Origin of the sequence: Nonomuraea dietziae, assembly GCF_014195505.1 — a bacterium.
GTDB lineage: Bacteria > Actinomycetota > Actinomycetes > Streptosporangiales > Streptosporangiaceae > Nonomuraea > Nonomuraea roseola.
This window is the reverse complement of record NZ_JACIBV010000003.1, coordinates 16,515-35,410: the sequence shown is the minus strand read 5'-3', so window position 1 is coordinate 35,410 and position 18,896 is coordinate 16,515. Positions and strand designations below refer to the sequence as shown.

Sequence of the window (18,896 nt, the reverse complement as noted above, 5' to 3'; positions counted from 1 at the left end):
AAGCGTCGAGATGCAGGTGCGCAACGTCTGCGCCAAGGCTTCACAGTCACACGTTCTAGTCGGGCCGTTCACCTTGGACACCCCGTCTTAGCTGTGGTCGTCACGTGTTGATGTGGAGCACCCAGACCGACACGTGATCGAGGTCGGGGCCGTAGGAGTAGAGCGCTCGGAAGGTAGGCGTGACCAGCTCGTACGCCTCGGGGATGTCGGCGTACGGCATCGCTCCGGGCGGCGTCGGGTCGTCGGCCAGGTCCAGTAGCGCGTCGACGATCGACGCCCGCAGCGTCGGCGCCGCCGAGCGCAGGACGTCCTTGACCTTGGGGGTGAAGTGGACGGGACGCTTCACTGGTCGGTGCCGTCCAACCCTAGATCGGCATACGCCGCCTCACGCGAGTCGTAGACAGTCATCTCGATCTCACCGCGACCCGCGGCCGCCATCAGCTCACGCAAGTCCGCCGCCTCACGTTCGCGCTTGAGACGCAGATACTCCTCGAACGCCTCCTCGGAGATGAGGACGGCGTGTTCCTCATCGGAGCGCTTGATCCGGGTGGGGCGGTGGGACATGACCGCGCGGGACACCAGCGGGCCGAGCTTGTCGCGGGCCGCTGCGATGCCGAGCGTCTCCATGCTCGTCTGGTCGATCGTCATACACCTCACCATACGCCCATCATGCCAAATTCGGCATCATGCCAAGTACGGTTGAACGAGTTCCTGAACGAGGCGGGCGGCTGGTCAGCGCTCCAGATCAAGATTCAGCGGCACGTCGGCCGCCATCAGATCTGGTTGTGGACGAAGGAATCTCGCCGCGTGCCGCCATCGGCGGTGCTCGGCTGCCACGTCTACCGAGACTTCCACCACTACACACGGCTGCACCCGCACGTAGATGAGGGGCTCCCGCTGGCCGTACAGGCCGCCCGCCCATCCCAGTGGTAGCTGCTCGGGCCAAGGATGTGCGGGACCTGCTGGGGTTAGCAGGGGGGCGAGCTGACTCGCGGCCGGTGTGCTCAGCCGGGTGGTGCGGGCCGTAACGCGTAGCCGGCCTATGTCGTCGTAGCGGCCTAGGAGCAGTTCTCTCGGGCGGGTGAGGGTTCCGGTGACACCGCCGACGAGGGCAAGCGTCGTGGTGCGGTGCTTGAGCTTGTACCAGCCCCGTGCCGCGGGCTTGTAGCGCGACCAGGCGGGTTTGATGACCAGCCCTTCAACGCCTGCGACATGCAGTGACCAGAACCACGTCCACGCCTCGATCGGATCGGCGGTCTGCATCGATAGTGCCAGCACCGAAGCCGGCGGCACAGCCACGAACAGCTTCTCCAGGATCCGCCGGCGTTCGGTCAGGGGCAGCCCCGCCACGTCGCGGCCTCGGGTACGCAGGATGTCGAACAGGATGTAGTGGCACGGCTCGGTTCGGGAAAGGTCTTCAGCCCGGCGACCGGCCATGTTACGGCGCTGGAGCGCCGTGAAATCGAGTCGCCCGTCCGGCGCCCAGCGCACGATCTCCCCGTCCACGACCGTCGCTGCGGGCAGGTACTCATGCAGCGCCCACGCCACCTCGGGGAACAGGTCGTTGATGTGGGCCCCGCGCCGGGATTGAAGGTGCACCCCGCGGTCCTCGGAGACCATGGCGATGCAGCGGAACCCGTCCCACTTCGGCTCGTACAGGTAGCTCCCTGCCGGGCCCTCGGGCAGTTGGTCGACTGCTTTGGCCCGCATCGGCTCAATCGCGCCTTGGAGCTGCACCTCGTCCCCTGTTCACCCGGGGGGAGGTGATGCCTTCTGTCGCTTATGACCTGTGGTCAGGGCCTACCCCGGTACAGCGGAAGGGAACGGCATCGCAACACCGGGCCACCTGTGCTTACACGGTAAGGGCAACGTCGCCGCGTTCCTTCAGCGTTCCCGCGCCGCGAACGCCAGGCGCTCGAACTGCTCGCCTACCCAGTCTGATTTCAGCCCTTCCCGTCTTCCCTGTGAAGATCCGACTGTGTTCTGCTAGTGCGGTGACCACGAACGTTCACCGGCTTGAGTGATCAGGCTGCTCGGACGAGTGGTCGGCCCCAACGTCGTTGTTTCTCGCTGCGGACACGGGCGCGTTCGCGGCGTTGGGCGGCCAGCACGTCGGGATGACGGGCGTTGGCGTTGCGCCAGCGCAGGTAGGCCTGCAGTTTGCGGGTCTGCACGGTGTGGTTGGGATGGTGCGAGTTGCTGATCACGAACGTGCGCAGCGGCCCGAACTGCGCTTCGATCGGGTTGGCCCATGAGGCATAGGTCGGCGTTAGACACAGCTCGACCTTGTTGCTGGCGGCCCAGGCGCGGATGGCCGGGGTGGTGTTGGCCGACAGGTTGTCGCAGATGACGTAGATCGGCGCGCCGTCGGGGCGGGCCTTGCGGATGCTCTTGAGCGCGGCCAGCGTGTTGGCGCCGCTCTTGCGGGTCCGGACCACGCCCCACAGCTGGTCATCGCTCAGGCTGTAGCAGCCGTGAAAGTAGCGCACGCCCTGGTCACGCCGGTAGGTGGCCGGCCAGCGTTCGGGTCTGCCTTCGCGCGCCCAGCCCGAGCCGGGCTGCGGCCGGATCGACAACGGCCCGAACTGGTCGAAGGCAAAACACCGGTTGGGAAAGCGGGTGGTGACCTCCTCGATCCGATCCAGCTTGGCCTCCCGATGGGGGTCGGTGGACTCCTTCCAGGTCCGGGTGCGCTGGAAGGAGATCTTGTGCTCGCGTAAGTACTGCCGCAGCCGCTCCCGGCCGATCGCCACAATGTGGGTCGGGTTGTCGGCCAGGTATGCGAGGAGTTTGCGGATGCTCCACCGGGTGAAAGGGCGACCCAGCTTCTCGGGCCGAGTCGTGGCCGTCCGGGCGATGAAGTCCTCGTCATCGCTGGTGATGCGGCGGGGACGGCCTCCCGCCCAGTTAGGGTCCAGCGCGGACAGGCCCCGCTCGTTGAAGGCGTGGATGACATCACGCACGGTGTCTTCATCGGCCGCGACCAGCTGGGCGATCGCCGTCACCGGTGTCCCGCTGGCCGATGCCATGACGATCAACGCGCGGCGGACCCGGACCGAGTCGTGCTTTCCTCGCCGGACCAGTCGCTGCAGCGTTTGCCCTTCATGGTCGGACAACCGCCGCGCCCGCACAGGCTCGGCCATTGTGCTCCTCCTCCATCGATCGCTTTGGTGTCGATACGACAGTGGAGGGCAACCAGGACGACCAGCGCAAGCAGTACAGCGCTGTTCCTCGAGCCGGTGAACCTATGTGGTCACCGCACTAGCAGGCAACGCGACCTGCGCCCCTCGTCGTTTGAGGCCGGTAGCGCATTTCTTACCGGCACCCCTGGTCGTCACCCACGACCTCGGTCTCGCCGGAACATCACGAATCGGGTGGCGGTCATCTACCTGGGCCGGATCGTCGAGTCGGGCCCCGTCGAGCAGGTGCTGACCACACCCCGACACCCGTACACGCAGGCCCTGCTGTCGGTGCTACCCGAGTCGCCCGAGCGGATCGTGCTCACCGGCGAGACGCCGGACCCGACGCGTATCCCGGGCGGATACCGCTTCCGGCGCCATGACCTCACGCTGGCTTCTCCTCGGTCACGTGGCCGGGCGATGTCTGCGGGACGGGGTTCCCGCGTTCGGTAGGAGGGTGAAGGCGGCGTGCCACGACGGCGGCCAGCCGCCGGCCGGCGCGGTGGGCGGGGCTGCGGTCCAGCTGGTCGACGTGCAGGTAGGCCTGGGTGGTGCGCGGGTCGGCGTGGCCGAGCAGGGCCTGCACCACGTCGAGTGGTTCCCCGGCCCGCAGCAGTGCGGTGGCCACGCTGTGCCGGATGGCGTGCGGGGTGAGGGTGTGCGGGTCGGGGATGCCGGCGGCACTCGCGAGCCGCTGGAGGAGTTCCTGGACGTAGGAGCGGTGCAGCCGGCTGCCGGTGCGGGTGGCGAACAGCGGGCCGGGCGCCGGCCCGCGCTCGGCCAGGTAGGCATCCAGCAGGGGGCCGGTCACGTCGTCGTCGATGACGACTCGGTGGGGGCGGCCGCCCTTGGCGGTCAGGGTGAGGATCCGGTGGTCGCCGGCATACCCCAGGGCGTCCAGCTGGACGCCGGTCAGCTCGCCGATGCGGCAGGCGGTGGCCTTGAGCACCGCCACGATGGCGGCGGTGCGGGCGGACTCGTGCGCGACCGCGTGGATGACCATGTCGTCCAGCTGGGCCTCGGTGAGGTGGCGGCTGGGCTTGCTGGCGCGTTTGGGCAGGTCCATGCCGTCGAACGGGTTGCGGAGCACGGCGTCGGCCCGCTGCAGGTAGCGATACCAGCTGGAGCAGGCCGACAGGCGGCGGCGTCGGGTGCCGGGGGACAGGCCGGCGTGCCGCATGGCGGCGGCGTAGGTGTCGGCCTCGATAAAGGAGATGTCGCGCAGATCCAGGCCGCGGGCCTGGATCCACCACAGCCACCAGGCGACGTCGCGGATGTAGCCGTCCTGGGTGGCGGGGGAGGAGCGGCGTTCGGACAGCAGCCAGCCGCCGGTCGCGGCCAGCGCTACCTCGGTGGCGCCCGCGGTGCGCAGCTGGGCGGCCAGGCCGCTCGCATCGCGGGCGGGCGGCGGTGTGCCCTTGGCGGGCAACCGCACCGGCAGGGCGGCGAGCGGGATCAGCTCAGCGAAGTCCTCCGGGTCGTCGCCGTCCTCCGGCGCCACCCACGGCCGGTCGAGCAGGATGATTTCGGATGCGGTGAGGGCGTGCAGCTCGGGTGCTGCGCCGGGCTCGGGCAGGGCGGCGCTGGCCGGGTGCGTCTCGACCGGGTCGGTGCTCATCACGCTGCCTGGCCGAGGTGGTCGACGGCAGGCCGCCGGGGGCATCTGTGGCGGGCCTGCCCTCCGTAGCGATCTCCGCCTGGGCTCGGCCGGTGCGCGGGCCCGGTCACGACCGGCTCGTTACGGGCGGTGCGCGAGCCGGAGCTGAGCACCGACTCATCGATCGTGAAAACGGGGGGACAGGCTCCCACGAAGGGCGGCCCTGGCTGCCGATGCATGGCGTGATCTTACATGCTCACCTGACGATAACCGTGATTACCGCCCTCTCGATGAGATCCCACTGAGAAAAAATCGTCACGAGTTTTTCTAAGAAAGACGTGCATCAAACTTTTTGGTAGCGTACTCCTGTGAGTGAACGCGACCTTGAGGGGATGGGGCACGACCCCGAGACGGCGGAACTCCGGCCGGCGCGCGCGGCCCGGACTCCCGACGGGCCCGCCGCGGCGGAGGAGAGCGAGCCGCCGGCCGCCGGCGGCGTCGAGTCGGCGGGCACCCCGGGCGGCGCCGGTCCGCACGCGCTGCCCCGGCCCGCCATCGAGCCCGCCCCGCACGGCCGCTGCCTGTGGGACGGCAAACCGCTGCCGCCGCCGGCCGGCAGGAAGCCGCGCAAGTTCTGCGACAACAACAACCTGTGCAAGAACGCCTACTACCGGAATAAGGAGCGCACCGAACGCGAGGCGGTGACCACCGCGGTGACCGCCACCGGCGCGGTGCTCGCCGAGGCCCGCCCGGTGCTGGACGGCCTGCAGGCCCTCGTCGCCCGCTTCGCCGACGGCGTGCAGATCGTCGAGACCGGCGCCCTGCAGCGCATCGCCACGCTGACCGCCGAGGCCGCCGACGAGCGCGCCGACGCCCTGGACGCCCGCCAGGCCGCCCACGAGGCCGAGCAGGCCCGGCGGGCCGCCGAACGCACCACGCGCGAGGCACAGCAGGCCCAGCGGCAGGCCGAAGAGCGCGAGGACCGCGCCCGCGCCGACGCCGAGCGCATCCAGCGCGAGACCGAGACCCGCGTGGTGGCCGCCGAACGCCGCCAGGCCGCCGCCGAAACAGCCCGCCAGGCCGCCGAAGACGTCCGCGACCGCCAGGCCGACGAACTGCGCACCCTGCGCCGCCAGCTCACCGACCAGGCCGAACGCGCCGCGGCCCAGGCCGCGACGCTGGCCGAGACGCAGGCCCGGCACCGCGAGGCCGAGACGAAGCTGGCCGCCGAACACGCCGAGGCCCGCCACCTGACCGACCAGCTGACCGACTCCCGCCAGCGCCTGGCCGAAGCCGCCGAGCAGCTCACCGAGCTCAAGGCCGCCGCGGCCGAGGCCCACGCCGAGGCTCGGGCAGCGCGCCAGGAGCTGACCGCCGAGCGCCACCGCTCCGAGGCCGACCTCGAGCGGCTCCGCGACCAGCTCGACCAGACCCGCCGGCAGGCCGCCGAGCAGACCACCGCCGCGGCGGTCGCGCTCGCTCGCGCCGAAGCCGAACGCGACGCCGCCCGGCGCGAGGCGGAGGCCGCCCGCGCCGCACTCGCGGCCATCAGACAGGAGCTAGCCCGGCGGCCAGTCGAGAGTGCGGGGGACGACACCTAGCGCAGGATCATTCTGCGAGAGGTGTTGCGCGAGAGGTAATGAGAACGAGGGTGCGAGACGAATCGGACACGCGGCGGACACTCACCGCCCGCGTAGAACTCACCATTTCTGGGTACACGAACAGTAACGGCACTCACGCAGGGCTACAGAGGTTCATCGTCCGAGTGGAGGGCCCAGTGCTTTGCGACCTCCTGCCCCAGGGCGGTGGCAGACCACATACTGCATGTCCCCGAGCGAGCATCTACTACCAGCCCAAGGGCGCTAAGCCAGTTTGCAAGCGGAATGATCTGCTCTGGCTCCCAGCCAAGTGCCTCAGCGAGCGCCCCATCCGCTATGTCGGGAGTGTCGGCGATCTTCAGCAGCACTGGTTCAGCTTCGGCGAAGGGGAACTGAGTCTTCAGCGAGTCCTGCTCCGCCCGCGCCAATGCTGCCTGCGCTACTTCGACCAGCGCGGTAGCCGCCCCCAGCAACCGCAGGTCTTCGCCGCCGCCCAGCGACAGGTCTACAGAGACCTCACGAAGCGCGTCCAAACCTTTGCGCAACGATGAGGGCTCGTCCTGACGGCAAATATCAGCAAGCCACCGGCCGAGACCAACCCTGGACTGCTCCTCGGTGGACAAGTCGTACTGGGCCGATTGGCGTAGCATCGCCATGAAATCGGTCGGAATGCCCGTGGGCCCGGCATCAGCTTGCCGTTCCCCACGAGTCAGTGCAGCATGTGCAACCTCCCCCAGTGCGGACACCATGCCTGACAGCTGTGGACATGCACCCTGAGTCCCATAAGCCTCTGGTGAACCGTCACGGAGTGCTTCGTAGCCGTCGTGCATGACCTTGGGATCGTCGAACATGCACGCATCGGCGAACCACTGCCCAGCGGCGTAGGCCCATCGCGTGGCGGCCTCATTGTCTTCCCGTGCTTCCACAGTCAGATACCTGGACCAAACCGGCACCTGCTCCAGAAGCCCTTGCCTGTTCGCCTCTGCGGTGGAGGCATCCAGTTCCCGCTGTGTGCGCATCGGCTCACCTCCCAGCCCGAGCGCCCCGCCGGTGCTAAAATGACACAAACAGCCCATTTGGTATTATCTCACGCAACCGGCAAGATCATGAACATTGCCGATATCTACGTGCAGGCATACGACCGCATGATCCCATGCGCAGGGGCAAGGTGCACCGACTGGCTGAGCGGCCTGGCGCTGATCGATGCGGAAGTGCACCGCCATCTCCGATGGGGAACGCTGCAGTCGCTACAGTCATGGGTTGTTAATATCCCCGATCGTAGTGCTGAACTCTTTGGCGTACTTCGGAGCCTCCACGACATCTTGTCCGCTGGCGATACAAGCCGAGGCGCCTACTGGCGTCCATTTGCTTCAAGTCCGTGGACAACCAATGCTCTAACAGGTCGATTGAATACCAATGCCACCAGTGGAGCTCTCGTCTACTCCCGCACTATCTCGGGCACCCCAGGGATCTATGTTGATACGCTTGAGGGCCTACTACCCAAGTTGCGACGAATCCCCGAACATCTTTGGCGGCAAATAACCATCAGGCGAATCACTGGAGACCAACCAGATATACGTCTGCCGTTTCCGCCCCCGTCGGAAACCTCACCAACCCGACCCATGCTAATTGCCCAGCTGCCATTCCTCTCTTGTCGAGAGGATTTGAATTGGGAGCGCCGATTCGACGACTTGGGTAGCTACTATCTGGTTGCTCCAGAAACTGGAAGGCTGCGATCATCCATAGCCGAAGCATTGGATAATCTTGACGATAGTGGAGCATACCTGGGCATTCTTTCAGAAAGCTGTCTAAATGATGATCTGCTGGAGGAATGGAAGCTGCAGCTGCAGAAGAAGCGGCGGCCGCCTACGAGCAACCTCACGTGGCTGATGGTTGGCACAGGCCCTGTGCGCGCAGAAGGGCCTGCCTGTTATCACAGGAGTCGCCCACCCAACAGGGCTGTGCTCCTGCATCGAGAGACAGGGAAGGTGCTGCTAACCCAGGACAAACAGTATGGCTTCACTCTAGACGTCAAGCAGCAGCAAATCTACGGGGCGCTGATTGGGAGTGAGAAGCCGTACGAGCATGGATTGGGCGAATTCATCGCTCAAGGTGAGACTTTGAACCTTCTTGAGAGTGCTAGCGGGCGGTATGCCGTGCTAATTTGCGAGGATCTTGGCAGGCTCCTCACGCTAGGCGCTACCGCCATGGCTGCAGGCGTAAGCCATATTCTTGTGCCTGTGCTCTCCACGGCCATGCATGGAACCAACTGGGCGTCCAAGGCCGCTGTTCTCCTTGCGGAGCATGCTGGCGCAGCTGTCGCCATCAGCAACAGCTTGGCTATTGACCGATTCACTCCCAAGGAATATGCCCCCGGCAAGCAGGAGGATATTAGGCCGCCCACACTTATCGTCTCCATTCCGGAGAGGCGCTGGCCCGTTCTCGGACGGCGCAGCTCTTACGGACCAAAGTTGATCCCAAGTGAAGCGCTGCCAGTTATACCACCGCTGAGCGATAGCGATGATGCTCTCGGGCCCCGCTGCGAGCTGCTCTAAAAGCGCCTAACAGTATGATCTCTGCTGTGCTTTGATCTCTCGCTGTAGCGGTCGTGAGAGGTGTGCGGCGCCGACATCGCCGATCTGGGCCACCACCGCGGCTACCGCACGCTGACCGTGCGCCGCAAGGGCGGCAAAACCCGCGCCTACCCGCTGGCCCCGCCGATCGCCCAAGCCGTCGACGACTACCTGGACGACCGCGCGGCCCGCGACGGCACACCGCGCGAGAGGCTGGCCGGGCCGCTGTTCGTCACCGAGCCGTCCGGCCCGCACCCGGGCGGCAAGCGGCTGGACCGCTGGGGCATCACCAAGCTGATCCGCCGCATCGCCCGCCAGGCCCGCATCCCCGCAGCCACCCAACTGTGCCCGCACAGCCTGCGCCACAGCTTCGCCACCCTGGCCCTGGACGCCGGCACCCCGCTGCGCGACGTCCAGGACGCGATGGGCCACGCCGACCCGCGTACCACCCGCCGCTACGACCGCTCCCGCTACCAGCTGGACCGCCACCCCGCCCAGCGCATCCTGGCCTACCTCACCGAATCGTGAAACGACTCGCGATCGCCCTCTCATTGAAGAGTGAGCGGCGCTTGGCTATCTCGGATCAGGAGCCCCAACAGAACATCGTTCACCGACAACCATCCACACGCGCCACCCGTCACATGGAGCGTTCCTATATCCCCCACCGCAGAGGATCTCGACGGTGCGATCTCTCCCCCTGGCCACTGCTGCGCTCACCGCGGCCGCGGTGTTCGTCCCCTCGCTGCCCGCTTATGCGGCGCCAGCGGTCCAGATCACGAAGGTGTACTACGACTCGCCCGGTAAGGACCTGCGCTCCAACACGAGCCTGAACGGCGAGTACGTCACCATCTACAACGCCACCACCCGGGCCATCGACCTGGAGGGCTGGACCGTCAAGGACAAGACCGGCTACACCTACACGATCGAGGGCGTGATCCTCGGCGCCAAGAAGAAGCTCACCATCCGCTCCGGCCAGGGCAGCGACGGCACCTCCACCGTCTACTGGGGGCGGCGGGCGTATGTGTGGAACAACGACGAAGACGTCGCCTACGTACGCAACGCCCGCGGCAAACTGATCGACTCATGCGGCTACGACAGCACCAGGTATGACTACAAGAACTGCTGATCAGACAGCGCAGGCGCCCGCCCACCCGTAGGGGAGCGGGCGCTTGGCCGTCTTCGTCCGCACTCTGGCGGCGTCTCTGCCGGCGTTACGCCCGACCCGCCCCAAAGTCGATCTAGAACGTTGTCGATCACAGCCATCGCTCCGCGAGACCCGGCCTGAGATCTTCGTCCTGTCCCCCGCCTCGCCCCCTGACCAGGCGCTGCACCTGGCCGACGGCGGAGACAGGAAGGCTCGCCCGTGCGACGAGTCAGCATCGCCGTCTGCGGCGCCCTCATCCTCATCCCGCTCACCCCCACCAGGCCAGCCGCGGCCGCACCTCCCGGCATGCCCACCGTCGTCGAAGCCATCAACGAACTCGCCCTGCTCACCGTCGCCGACGAAGAACATGACGACACCTACGGCCGGAACCTGTTCCCGCACTGGTCGACCGTGTCCGGCACCTGCAACACCCGCGAAGAAGTGCTGAAGCGCGACGGGCAGAACGTCGTCGTCAACGACTCCTGCACAGCCGTCTCGGGGACATGGGTCAGCCCCTACGACGGCGGCGTGTGGACGGCCGCCTCGGACATCGACATCGACCACATGGTGGCGCTGAAAGAGGCGTGGAGGTCCGGCGCCCACGCCTGGAGTCCCGCTCAACGCCGAGCTTTCGCCAACAGCCTCGGCGACACGCAGCTGTGGGCCGTCACCGACCATGTGAACCAAGCCAAGGGCGACAAGGATCCGTCCGACTGGAAACCACCATTGGCCGGCTTCCACTGCGACTACGCCCGTTCGTGGATCGACGTCAAGCACGACTGGCAGTTGACACTCCAGGAGGAGGAGAAGGAAGCACTGGAGGAGATGCTCGCTACGTGCACACCCGCTGGGTGAAAGGCTTCGTCAATGTAACGTGCCCACCGCTCCGGATCGCGTTGCCGGACTATGCGCGTTGGTGACGGTGGGGACGTTCACCGTCCTTGTCCCGAAGCGTCCCCACCCTCGAGAAGAGAGGGTGGCTTCGAAGCGACTTTCGGGACGCCGTTCCTGGGAAACGCGCTCCCCGATCGCCCATCGCTACACCGTCCCGTATACGACGGCGGTCTCAAGGGATCAACGCATCACCGCTGTTCAAGATCTCAGCGTAGACCTCCGCGGCACTGCGGTAGCCGTGGATCTTCCGAGGGCGTCGGCACAGCGCCGTAACCCCGGTCAGGAACTGCCGGTCCTGCGGTTGATGCTGGTTGGAGCGGTGCTCGCCTTGGCGATGGGGACCGCGGAGCAGGCGCTAAATGGATGCCATCTTGACTGGGTGGCAAGGTACAGTTGAAACCAGCTAAGTACATGCGAAGCCCCGGATGCGAACCTGGGGCAGACAGCAGAGAACCCCGGTCCAGCTCGCGAAACTGATCCCGGGGCCTCTTCGTCAGCGGCGCTGGCAGTTGTACGTATGGGCGGGGATCTGGAGAGGCGTCATCCTCACCAGGCCCCGCCGACGTACTTCAGGAGCCAGGGGACGTAGACCAGGTAGATCTGCAGGAGCAGTACCAGGACATCCCAACGCCGCGGCGGCTCGTCGCTCATCGGTCTCCTTGTTCAACGGCCCGCTCTGGGGGAACCGGGGGCCGCGGCCGGTGGATTTCCCCGGGGGCTATCCACTGGCTAGAAGCGATGGCGCGACTGAGCTACCAACTAGCGTAGGTCACTCCCGCGTTCGCCGCGGAAACAGCGCGAGTGGGGCACGCTGCCAGTTGATCTCGCCTGAGCGGCAGTTCGGGACCGTTGAGAACTTTTTAGGACTCTTCGGCACCGTTCGGCGCCGTTCGGAACCCCGATCAACAGAAGCACCTTCTGGTACCACGATCCGGTGTGACTTAAATCACGGTACCTGGCGGGTCGGTCAGGCCCATCGGTAACAATCTTCGTAGGGGCCAAGGATCGGTGCAGGAATTGGCGGTTGGAGGGCAAGCCCGAGACTGGGACCAGCCCTCAACCGCCGAACAGGTCGTCCATCCGGTGTTGCATCTCCGGGGAGGCCTCGCGGCCGAACTCGACGACGTCCGGGTCGAAGGAGTGCTTGCCGGGATGGCCGTCGAACAGCAGGCATCGCTCGGGGTCGTCGACGGGGCCGTCCTCGGCTAAGCAGGGCGGCAGGTCGACCAGTTTCCGGACGCCGCGGTCGACCCAGCGAAGCCAGGTGTCGCGATCAGCGAAGGACTGAGCCAGCGACAGGTGCGGGCCCCGGGTGGCCTGGCTGCAGCTCGCACTCGTAGGCGAGCTTGCGCTCGTGCGCTCCCAGGTCAACCGATAGGCGTGCCCACTCGGCATCGCTGAGCACGTTGTAGTGCGGGCACTCGGCTTCGTCGGCATCGCGCTGCAGGCCAACGGTCAACGAACCGACCAGCCCTACCGTGGTGAAGGTGCGGTGCACCGCCTCGTGGACGCGCTCGGCATCTTCGTCGCCCAGTTCGACGTCGCGCAGCTGGTCGGCCAGGAGGGTGACATGGGAGTGGAAGCGGTCGCAGGCGATCAGCAGTGCGGTGATCGGGTCGGCGCTGTTGGGGGATTCAGCGGTCATGGACGCCAGTGTGCGCCACAGCCCGGTGACCGAGATGGCAGATCAAACGCGCGCGCGTAGAGGTGTCCGGAAAGTCCGGAAACTCGCGGTGAGATGGGGGCGCGAGGTTCCGCCCGGGTCGGCATGTTCACCGAGGGGCACGGCCGGTGGCGAACGGATCAGCTTCCCGAGCTGACAGCGGGAGCTCGCGCCCGCGTGGACCGGTCCGCAACGTCCAGGACCGAGGGGCCGAACGTCTGGCCGCCTCGGTCCGCGCGCACGCGTGTAGCGGCTCGCAAAACTCCCGAAACTCGCGGTGAGATCCTTCACGGTTTGTGATGCCCGAGGAGCTGTCCGGCGCTAGGGTGCTGTGGTCCTGCTGGCACTCTGGATGAAGGACGGTCGCGGTGGCGTTCAAGAGCGTCGGCATGGCGAAGGCGTCGTATGAGACACCCGAGGCGCTCCACCGTGATTTGCCGCGAACGCCGGAGGCAGTGCCCGGGCTCCTGACCCATCAGGGTGACCTGCTGCGCCGTTACGCCGAGCAGCACATGCACACCCGTGACATCGCGCTGGAGCTGCCGACCGGGACGGGCAAGACTATCCCGGCGCTGGCGATCAGCGAGTGGTGGCGGCGGACCCGATCCGCTCGGGTGGCCTATGCCTGCCCGACCGATCAGCTGGCCCGGCAAGTCGCCGCGGTCGCTGGCCGAGAGGGTGTCCCGGCGGTCGTGCTCACCGGTGACCACCGGCGGTGGGCGATGACGGATCTGGCACGCTACGACGCGCGCGAAGCGATCGTCATCACCACCTACAGCACGATCTTCAACAGCTCGCCCAAACTCGAGCCGCACCCAGATCTGCTGATCTTCGACGACGCGCACAACGGCGAGCAGTACGTGGCCGAGCAGTACTGCGTGAAGGTCAACCGGACGGGCGACGAGTATTCCGACACCGCGGTGTTCGCCACGCTGCTGGAAGTCCTGGCGCCTGGCCTCAGCGACCTGGGCCTGCAGCGGCTGCGTGAGGCCGCGCCCGAGGTTGGCACGCACGACAATGTCGATCTGGTGATCCCGGCGCAGCACGACAAGATGGCCGAACAGCTCGCCGCCGTCCTTGGCGACCTGCCGCGACCGTGGTGCTTCCGCTACGCGATGATCAGAAAGGTGCTGGCCTCCTGCCTGGTCTACATCACGCACTCCAGCATCCAGATCCGGCCGCTCATCCCGCACACTGAGGACACCCGGGTCTTTACTGACGCTCGGCAGCGTGTGTACCTGTCGGCGACGCTCGGCGATGCCGGTGACCTGGAGCGGTCGTTCGGCCGTACCGGGATCAAGCGGATCGCGCTGCCGGAGCCACGCTCCGGTCAGCGGTTCATAGTGTTTCCTGACCTCGTCTCCGAGGCCAACGCCGACGCCCTCACCGAGGAGATCACGCGGCGGGCGGGTAAGGCGCTGGTGCTGGCCCCGGATTCGGCGACCGCTCTGGCCACCGCCGTCGCGATCGCCCAGCCGGGTTGGCCGGTGCTCACCAAGGATCATGTGAGGGACGGGATGGAACCGTTCGCCGTCCTTCCTCATGGGGTGTGCGCGCTGGCCAGCCGCTATGACGGCCTCGACCTGCCGCACGAGGCATGCCGGCTCGTCGTCATCGAAAGCGTCCCGGACCGCGACCACCTCCAGGAGCGCTTCTTGTCTCGCCAGGTCCGCGCCGGAGCCGCTCTCAGCGAGCGGGTCCGCACCCGGGTGGTGCAGGGGCTAGGCCGGTGCACCCGCGCCGCCAACGACTGGGCGCTCGTCGTGGTCCGCGGCCAGGAACTGACCCGCTACCTGCTGCGGCCGGAGATCCAGTCGGCGCTGTCGCCCGACCTGCAGGCCGAGATCCGGTTTGGGCTGGAAAACAGCCGCCAGACCACCCCGGCCGAGGTTCTGGAGAACGTGCAGGCGTTCCTGGATCAGGAGACCTCACCGGTCTGGCGTGAGCAGGCGGTGCCGAACCTCAACACGCTGCGCGTCGGGTTCGACCGCAAGGCCCCGGAGGGAAGCGATGCCTTGGCCGCATCGGCGGCCGCTGAGATCGAGGCGTGTGCGCTGGCCGGGCACGGCAAGTGGGCCGAGGCCAGCTCGCACGCCAACCAGGTCGCGCACCTGCTGTCCGCAGGAGGCGAGGCGACGGTTGGATACCGCGCCTTCTGGATGCTGCTGGCTGGCATGTGGGCCTACCGCGCCACTGCCGAGGGCGAGACCGGGCTCCTGGCCGCCGCGCACCAGTTGGTCTTCAACGCTGACCGGACGGCGCCCGGTGCGTGGGTGCGGTCGCTCCCCTCCCTGCCGGAGGCCCCTCCCACAGCGATGCCACCCCAAGATGACCTCGCCGTCGCCGAGGTGACCCGCCTGCTCCTCAACCAGCAGCCCGGCCGGCTCGGCAAGCGGCTGAACACCATGGTCGCGGGCCTGGCGGAGATCTCCCACAAGCGCTACGAACCCGCGCTGACCGAGCTTGGCTTCTTCCTCGGCGCCGACGCCCAAAAGCCCCAGGGGCACGGCCGCGCCGACTCCAACTGGTGCTGGGGCAATCACATGTGGTTCGCGCTCGAGGCCAAGAGCGAGCACCAGCCCGAAGGCCTCGTCCCGCACAACGACATCCGGCAGGTCAACGACCAGCTCCGTATCCTGGCCGCCGACCGCAATCACGACGGCATCCCGGCTGGCAGCATCACCGCGATCATCTCGCCGCGGGTCGCCGTCGACCCCACCGGCGTGATGGGCGCCGAGGAGCACTCCCACCTCGTCCACCCCGACACCGTCCTCACCCTCGCGCACGAGGTCGACCATGCGTGGACCGACCTGCTGGGCAAGAAGACCGGCCAGGACGCCGCGCAGTTCCAGCGCCTCGTCGCCACGGTCTTCGCCCAGCACGGCATCCTCCCGACCCAGGTCCGTGACCGCCTCACCAAGCACCCCGTCACTAGCTCGGAAACGCCAGCGTGAACCCCATGGGCCCAGCCGCACGAGCTTGGAGATGATGTCTGCGGTGACCGCGCTCGGTGATGCAGGCTCGGGGCGCGCTGACGTTGTACCAGCGCCAGACCTCCTCGGCCAGCAGCGGTACATCCGGACTCCACACCTGACCGATCAAGTTCTCCACGCCACGGTTACTGGGTGATGTCCGGTACGTGGAGTGCGACGACGACCTGTTCCTGGAGGGTGCTTGGGGGCCTGCACGATCGTGGGGGAGTATCGGAAACTCGCGGCTCTCCACGGATGGGTTCATCCCGGCCTCGGGAAATGTCCCTTGGCCTGCATAGGCTGAAGCGATGACGATTGACCGGCCTCGCGACCAGGCCCGAGAGCTCTCCCCGGAGACGGAACGAAATGCCCTCTGGGACCACCTCACCGAAGCGTCGAGGGCGATGACCCGCCAGGAGCTGCGTGAGGTTGTCGACCGACTGTGTGGCCCAGGAACTGCGGATGCTGTGCTGGCCGAGCGCCGCCGTCAAGCGGATGAGGCACACCGGATGCTCCACCGGCTCAGGGAGGAGCGATACCGTGACGACCCACAAGGCGCCGCCCGAGCCGAAGCACGCGTGCGCAGGACCGAGGAGCGGATCCGGGCGCAGAGCGAACAGATCGCGCAGGCACGCGCTGCCCGATCGGCCTCTCAGTCCAATGAGGCCAGGCATAAGCAGGAAGGATCTCCCGAATAGGTAGCAACGAGGGGCGCTTGGCGGGCAAGCGCGCCAACACCGTGAGCCATGAGGGGGCAGCGCAGTGGCGGCCAGAGGCCGCCATCGATTGAACTGGCTGAAACAGGCGCTCCACAACGTCGCGAGGAGGATCTCGTCGACGGGTCGGCAGCGGCTGCATGTTCCTTCCGCGTCGGGCCTGGCGTTGAACGCCGCCGATGGCGGATGAGCCGCGGGGGCCTGTCCTCAGTCCGCAACTCTTTGAAGAGCCTCTTTGAGGGTTTCGTAGGCATGCCGCTATGGGATGCGTTCCTGCTCCAGCAGAAGCCCGCCTTGGCGAGTGTGCGCATGGTGGGCAAGCCGCGCGTACAAGGCCACGGGGACGGGGCTGAGGAACCGCCGGACAGCCGTTATCGATGAGAACGATCACGACGTACGGGGAAGATTAGACCGTTCACGGGGCTTCCACCCGAGGACTGGACACGGCTTATGCGGCTGGTGCCAGCGTAGATGATGTTGAGCGGAACGCTGTCTCGTAGCTCTGGGGAGCCCGCTGGCCGAGCTTGGAGTGGCGGCGTCGGGTGTTGTAACGGCTGGCCCACCGGAACACCTCCAGACGGGCGTGGCGGGCGGTTGGCCAGCTGGTGCGACCTTGGAGCGTCTCGCGTTTCAGCGTGGCATTAAAGCTTTCGGCCGCCGCGTTGTCGGCGCTGGATCCGACCGCTCCCATGGACTGGACGACACCCAGCTCGGAGCACAGCTCTGCGAACTGCTTGCTGCTGTATTGCGCCCCATGATCGGAATGAAAGATCGCCCCGTCCAGTCTGCCGCGGTCACGAGCGGCGGCCCGCAGCGCCTCGGCCACCAGGTCGGTGCGCATGTGATCGGTGATCGACCAGCCCGCCAGCTTGCGCGAGCACAGATCGATCACCGTCGCCAGATACAGGTGCGTGCCGTCGGCGATGGGCAGGTAGGTAATGTCGCCCACGTAGCGCCGGTTCGGCACGTCCGCGGTGAAGTCGCGCTGGAGCAGGTCCGGCACTCTCCGGCCGGACGCCTCGGACAGCGTAGTGCGGATCTTCTTACGCAGATGGACGCCCACGATGGCGAAGGCGCGCATGATGCGCTCGACCCGCTTGCGGTTCACCAGGCGGCCCCGCTCGCGCAGCTCGGCGGTGATGCGCGGTGATCCGTAGGTGCCGTCATGCTCGGCGTGGATGGCCCGGATCTGTTCGGCGAGCGCCTCATCGCGGCGCTGCCGCTCGGCCCGCGCCGGCGCCGCCGACAGCCAGTGATAGAAGCTGGAGCGAGCGATCCCGACGATCCCGCACAACCGCTTCACCCCGAAGGTGGCTGCATGCTTGGCGACGAACTGGAAGCGGTTCACCAGCGCGTCTCCCCGGCGAAATACCGGGCCTTCCTCCAGCTCACGCACCCGCCGCCGCAACGCGGCGTTCTCAGCCTCTACCGCCTCCAACGACGCCTCACCGCCGCTGTCGCCAGCCTGCGGCCTGCGACCCGGCCGACCAGACTCGCCCCGCTCCTGGCGCGCCGCCCGGATCCAGTTCCGCAACGTCTCGGAACTGATCCCCAGGTCAGCGCCGACCCCTGCGATCGTCGCGCCCGGCCTGGACTCATACAACGCCACCGCGTCCCTCTTGAACTCCGGTGGATAGTTCTTCATCCCCAACGGGACACTCTCCCGATCTCCCCGAACCAGCAAGGTTCAGGGTCTCAGGTGTCCAGTCCACGGGTGGAACGCCCCACCTCGTAACGGATTGATCGCTCTGGGTAAATGAGGTCGTCGACTGCACATCGCCCGACGCAGACAGCAAAATACTGAAGATCTTGCGAGGCTCGTTGCTCAGCATTACCGACTGCCCCAACGGCACCCACGCCATGCGGGAATACGATGCGAGGGCCGCTGTATCGGGACGCCATGACAGGTTGGACGACGCGGACCGGGCATTGGCGTCATGGACGCGTGTCGAGGCCGTTCTGGTCCGGCAACTTGTACTGGGACATGTCGATCGTGCCGGGCAGGCGCGCCTGGGCGCGGCGGTCTGGTCGGTGCCGCGCCGGTTCATGAGCGCACTGACCGAGCACAAGCAGGTCGCCGTCCCGAGTTGTTTCGGCTCGAGCAAGATGTTCTCGTGCGGGCAGCTGGTGCTGTGGGCGTCGCTCGTGCATCCGGTCGGCACCAACACCGTGGTGACGCTCGCACCGCTGTGGCGGTAGGTCGCCCGTCAACTGTGGCCGGAAGTGAGGGCCGCCCATACCCGCCACCTGCTCGACGAACCCGACCGGGTCGTCCTGCCAGATCGCGAAGCTCGTGCCCGTGACGCGGTACGCGGCCGCGTACACCTGTCGGGCCTCGACGTCGGGCAGGTCCTCCAGGATCAGGCGCTGTTCCTCCGGCTGGAGCGTCATCAGCTCGATGAACATGTTGTTGGCCCAAACCGATCTGGCGTCGCCTGCCCGGTTGATCGCGGTGGGCAGGGTCAGCGCCACGGCGGCCGCCCGAGCGTGGCCGCCCCGGGCGCGGGCAGCTCGGCCACACCTATGCCCGTTTTGGGCATCTGGTGGCGGGAGCGGGTGC

At 67.1% G+C, this 18,896-nt stretch carries 16 protein-coding genes and 1 pseudogene; 8 read left to right on the top strand and 9 right to left on the bottom strand.

What is annotated here, in order from left to right; translation table 11 throughout:
- Nucleotides 1-100: 100 nt before the first annotated feature.
- The 4 genes from FHR33_RS47175 to FHR33_RS47160 all read right to left on the bottom strand — a co-directional run bounded on the left by FHR33_RS47175 (nt 101) and on the right by FHR33_RS47160 (nt 3,143).
- Nucleotides 101-346, bottom strand: a complete 246-nt coding sequence (locus FHR33_RS47175) for a type II toxin-antitoxin system RelE family toxin (RefSeq protein ID WP_183642547.1) — start codon at nt 344-346, stop codon at nt 101-103.
- On the bottom strand, nt 343-648 hold the full coding sequence (locus FHR33_RS47170) for a type II toxin-antitoxin system Phd/YefM family antitoxin (RefSeq protein WP_183662441.1): 306 nt from the start codon (nt 646-648) through the stop codon (nt 343-345). The genes FHR33_RS47175 and FHR33_RS47170 overlap by 4 nt, the downstream gene beginning before the upstream one ends.
- 84 nt (nt 649-732) lie before the next feature.
- Entirely contained in the window at nt 733-1,737 is a 1,005-nt protein-coding gene (locus FHR33_RS47165; protein ID WP_183662439.1) for an ATP-dependent DNA ligase, read from the bottom strand.
- A gap of 287 nt (nt 1,738-2,024) precedes the next feature.
- Nucleotides 2,025-3,143, bottom strand: a complete 1,119-nt coding sequence (locus FHR33_RS47160) for an IS630 family transposase (protein ID WP_183662403.1) — start codon at nt 3,141-3,143, stop codon at nt 2,025-2,027.
- Nucleotides 3,144-3,327: 184 nt separating this feature from the next.
- On the opposite strand from FHR33_RS47160, the pseudogene FHR33_RS47155 reads away from it, so the two are divergent.
- Nucleotides 3,328-3,632 (top strand): annotated as a pseudogene (locus tag FHR33_RS47155) (oligopeptide/dipeptide ABC transporter ATP-binding protein); the annotation flags it as partial.
- On the opposite strand, the gene FHR33_RS47150 reads toward FHR33_RS47155, so the two are convergent.
- Nucleotides 3,565-4,797 (bottom strand): tyrosine-type recombinase/integrase, encoded by a 1,233-nt coding sequence (locus FHR33_RS47150; protein WP_183662437.1) that lies wholly within the window; start codon nt 4,795-4,797, stop codon nt 3,565-3,567. The pseudogene FHR33_RS47155 and the gene FHR33_RS47150 sit on opposite strands and share 68 nt — an antisense overlap.
- Nucleotides 4,798-5,144: 347 nt before the next feature.
- Here FHR33_RS47150 and FHR33_RS47145 point away from each other — a divergent pair, with 347 nt between their 5' ends.
- Complete coding sequence (locus tag FHR33_RS47145) at nt 5,145-6,377, top strand: coiled-coil domain-containing protein (RefSeq protein ID WP_183662435.1); 1,233 nt, start codon at nt 5,145-5,147, stop codon at nt 6,375-6,377.
- Between the two features lie 143 nt (nt 6,378-6,520).
- Here FHR33_RS47145 and FHR33_RS47140 read toward each other — a convergent pair whose 3' ends face one another.
- A complete protein-coding gene (locus tag FHR33_RS47140; protein WP_183662433.1) occupies nt 6,521-7,393 on the bottom strand; it encodes a hypothetical protein in 873 nt (290 codons plus the stop codon).
- A gap of 39 nt (nt 7,394-7,432) precedes the next feature.
- On the opposite strand from FHR33_RS47140, the gene FHR33_RS47135 reads away from it, so the two are divergent.
- The 5 genes from FHR33_RS47135 to FHR33_RS47115 all read left to right on the top strand — a co-directional run bounded on the left by FHR33_RS47135 (nt 7,433) and on the right by FHR33_RS47115 (nt 12,194).
- Nucleotides 7,433-8,929, top strand: a complete 1,497-nt coding sequence (locus tag FHR33_RS47135) for a carbon-nitrogen hydrolase family protein (protein ID WP_183662431.1) — start codon at nt 7,433-7,435, stop codon at nt 8,927-8,929.
- 60 nt (nt 8,930-8,989) lie between these two features.
- Nucleotides 8,990-9,475 (top strand): tyrosine-type recombinase/integrase, encoded by a 486-nt coding sequence (locus tag FHR33_RS47130; protein ID WP_183662429.1) that lies wholly within the window; start codon nt 8,990-8,992, stop codon nt 9,473-9,475.
- A gap of 154 nt (nt 9,476-9,629) precedes the next feature.
- Nucleotides 9,630-10,073 carry a lamin tail domain-containing protein gene (locus FHR33_RS47125; RefSeq protein ID WP_183662427.1) on the top strand — a complete coding sequence of 148 codons (444 nt, stop codon included), beginning with the start codon at nt 9,630-9,632 and terminating at the stop codon, nt 10,071-10,073.
- Between the two features lie 237 nt (nt 10,074-10,310).
- Nucleotides 10,311-10,946, top strand: coding sequence for an HNH endonuclease family protein (locus FHR33_RS52320; protein WP_312896107.1), 636 nt, complete (start codon nt 10,311-10,313; stop codon nt 10,944-10,946).
- A gap of 1,047 nt (nt 10,947-11,993) precedes the next feature.
- Nucleotides 11,994-12,194, top strand: coding sequence for a hypothetical protein (locus FHR33_RS47115; RefSeq protein WP_183662425.1), 201 nt, complete (start codon nt 11,994-11,996; stop codon nt 12,192-12,194).
- 64 nt (nt 12,195-12,258) lie between these two features.
- Here the strand turns inward: FHR33_RS47115 and FHR33_RS47110 are convergent, their stop codons facing one another.
- Entirely contained in the window at nt 12,259-12,630 is a 372-nt protein-coding gene (locus FHR33_RS47110) for a hypothetical protein (protein WP_183662423.1), read from the bottom strand.
- A gap of 386 nt (nt 12,631-13,016) precedes the next feature.
- Between FHR33_RS47110 and FHR33_RS47105 the strand changes: the two genes are divergently transcribed.
- A complete protein-coding gene (locus FHR33_RS47105; RefSeq protein ID WP_221242706.1) occupies nt 13,017-15,602 on the top strand; it encodes a DEAD/DEAH box helicase in 2,586 nt (861 codons plus the stop codon).
- A 1,182-nt stretch (nt 15,603-16,784) separates the two neighbouring features.
- Here FHR33_RS47105 and FHR33_RS47100 read toward each other — a convergent pair.
- Complete coding sequence (locus FHR33_RS47100) at nt 16,785-17,987, bottom strand: IS3 family transposase (protein ID WP_183662421.1); 1,203 nt, start codon at nt 17,985-17,987, stop codon at nt 16,785-16,787.
- A gap of 284 nt (nt 17,988-18,271) precedes the next feature.
- On the bottom strand, nt 18,272-18,808 hold the full coding sequence (locus tag FHR33_RS47095) for a hypothetical protein (protein WP_183662419.1): 537 nt from the start codon (nt 18,806-18,808) through the stop codon (nt 18,272-18,274).
- Between the last annotated feature and the right edge of the window lie 88 nt (nt 18,809-18,896).

Coding starts and splice junctions, on each gene's coding strand:
- FHR33_RS47170 (WP_183662441.1), bottom strand. CDS start 648: ATGACGATCGACCAGACGAGCATGGAGACGCTCGGCATCGCAGCGGCC.
- FHR33_RS47160 (WP_183662403.1), bottom strand. CDS start 3,143: ATGGCCGAGCCTGTGCGGGCGCGGCGGTTGTCCGACCATGAAGGGCAA.
- FHR33_RS47150 (WP_183662437.1), bottom strand. CDS start 4,797: ATGAGCACCGACCCGGTCGAGACGCACCCGGCCAGCGCCGCCCTGCCC.
- FHR33_RS47140 (WP_183662433.1), bottom strand. CDS start 7,393: ATGCGCACACAGCGGGAACTGGATGCCTCCACCGCAGAGGCGAACAGG.
- FHR33_RS47135 (WP_183662431.1), top strand. CDS start 7,433: ATGACACAAACAGCCCATTTGGTATTATCTCACGCAACCGGCAAGATC.
- FHR33_RS47110 (WP_183662423.1), bottom strand. CDS start 12,630: ATGACCGCTGAATCCCCCAACAGCGCCGACCCGATCACCGCACTGCTG.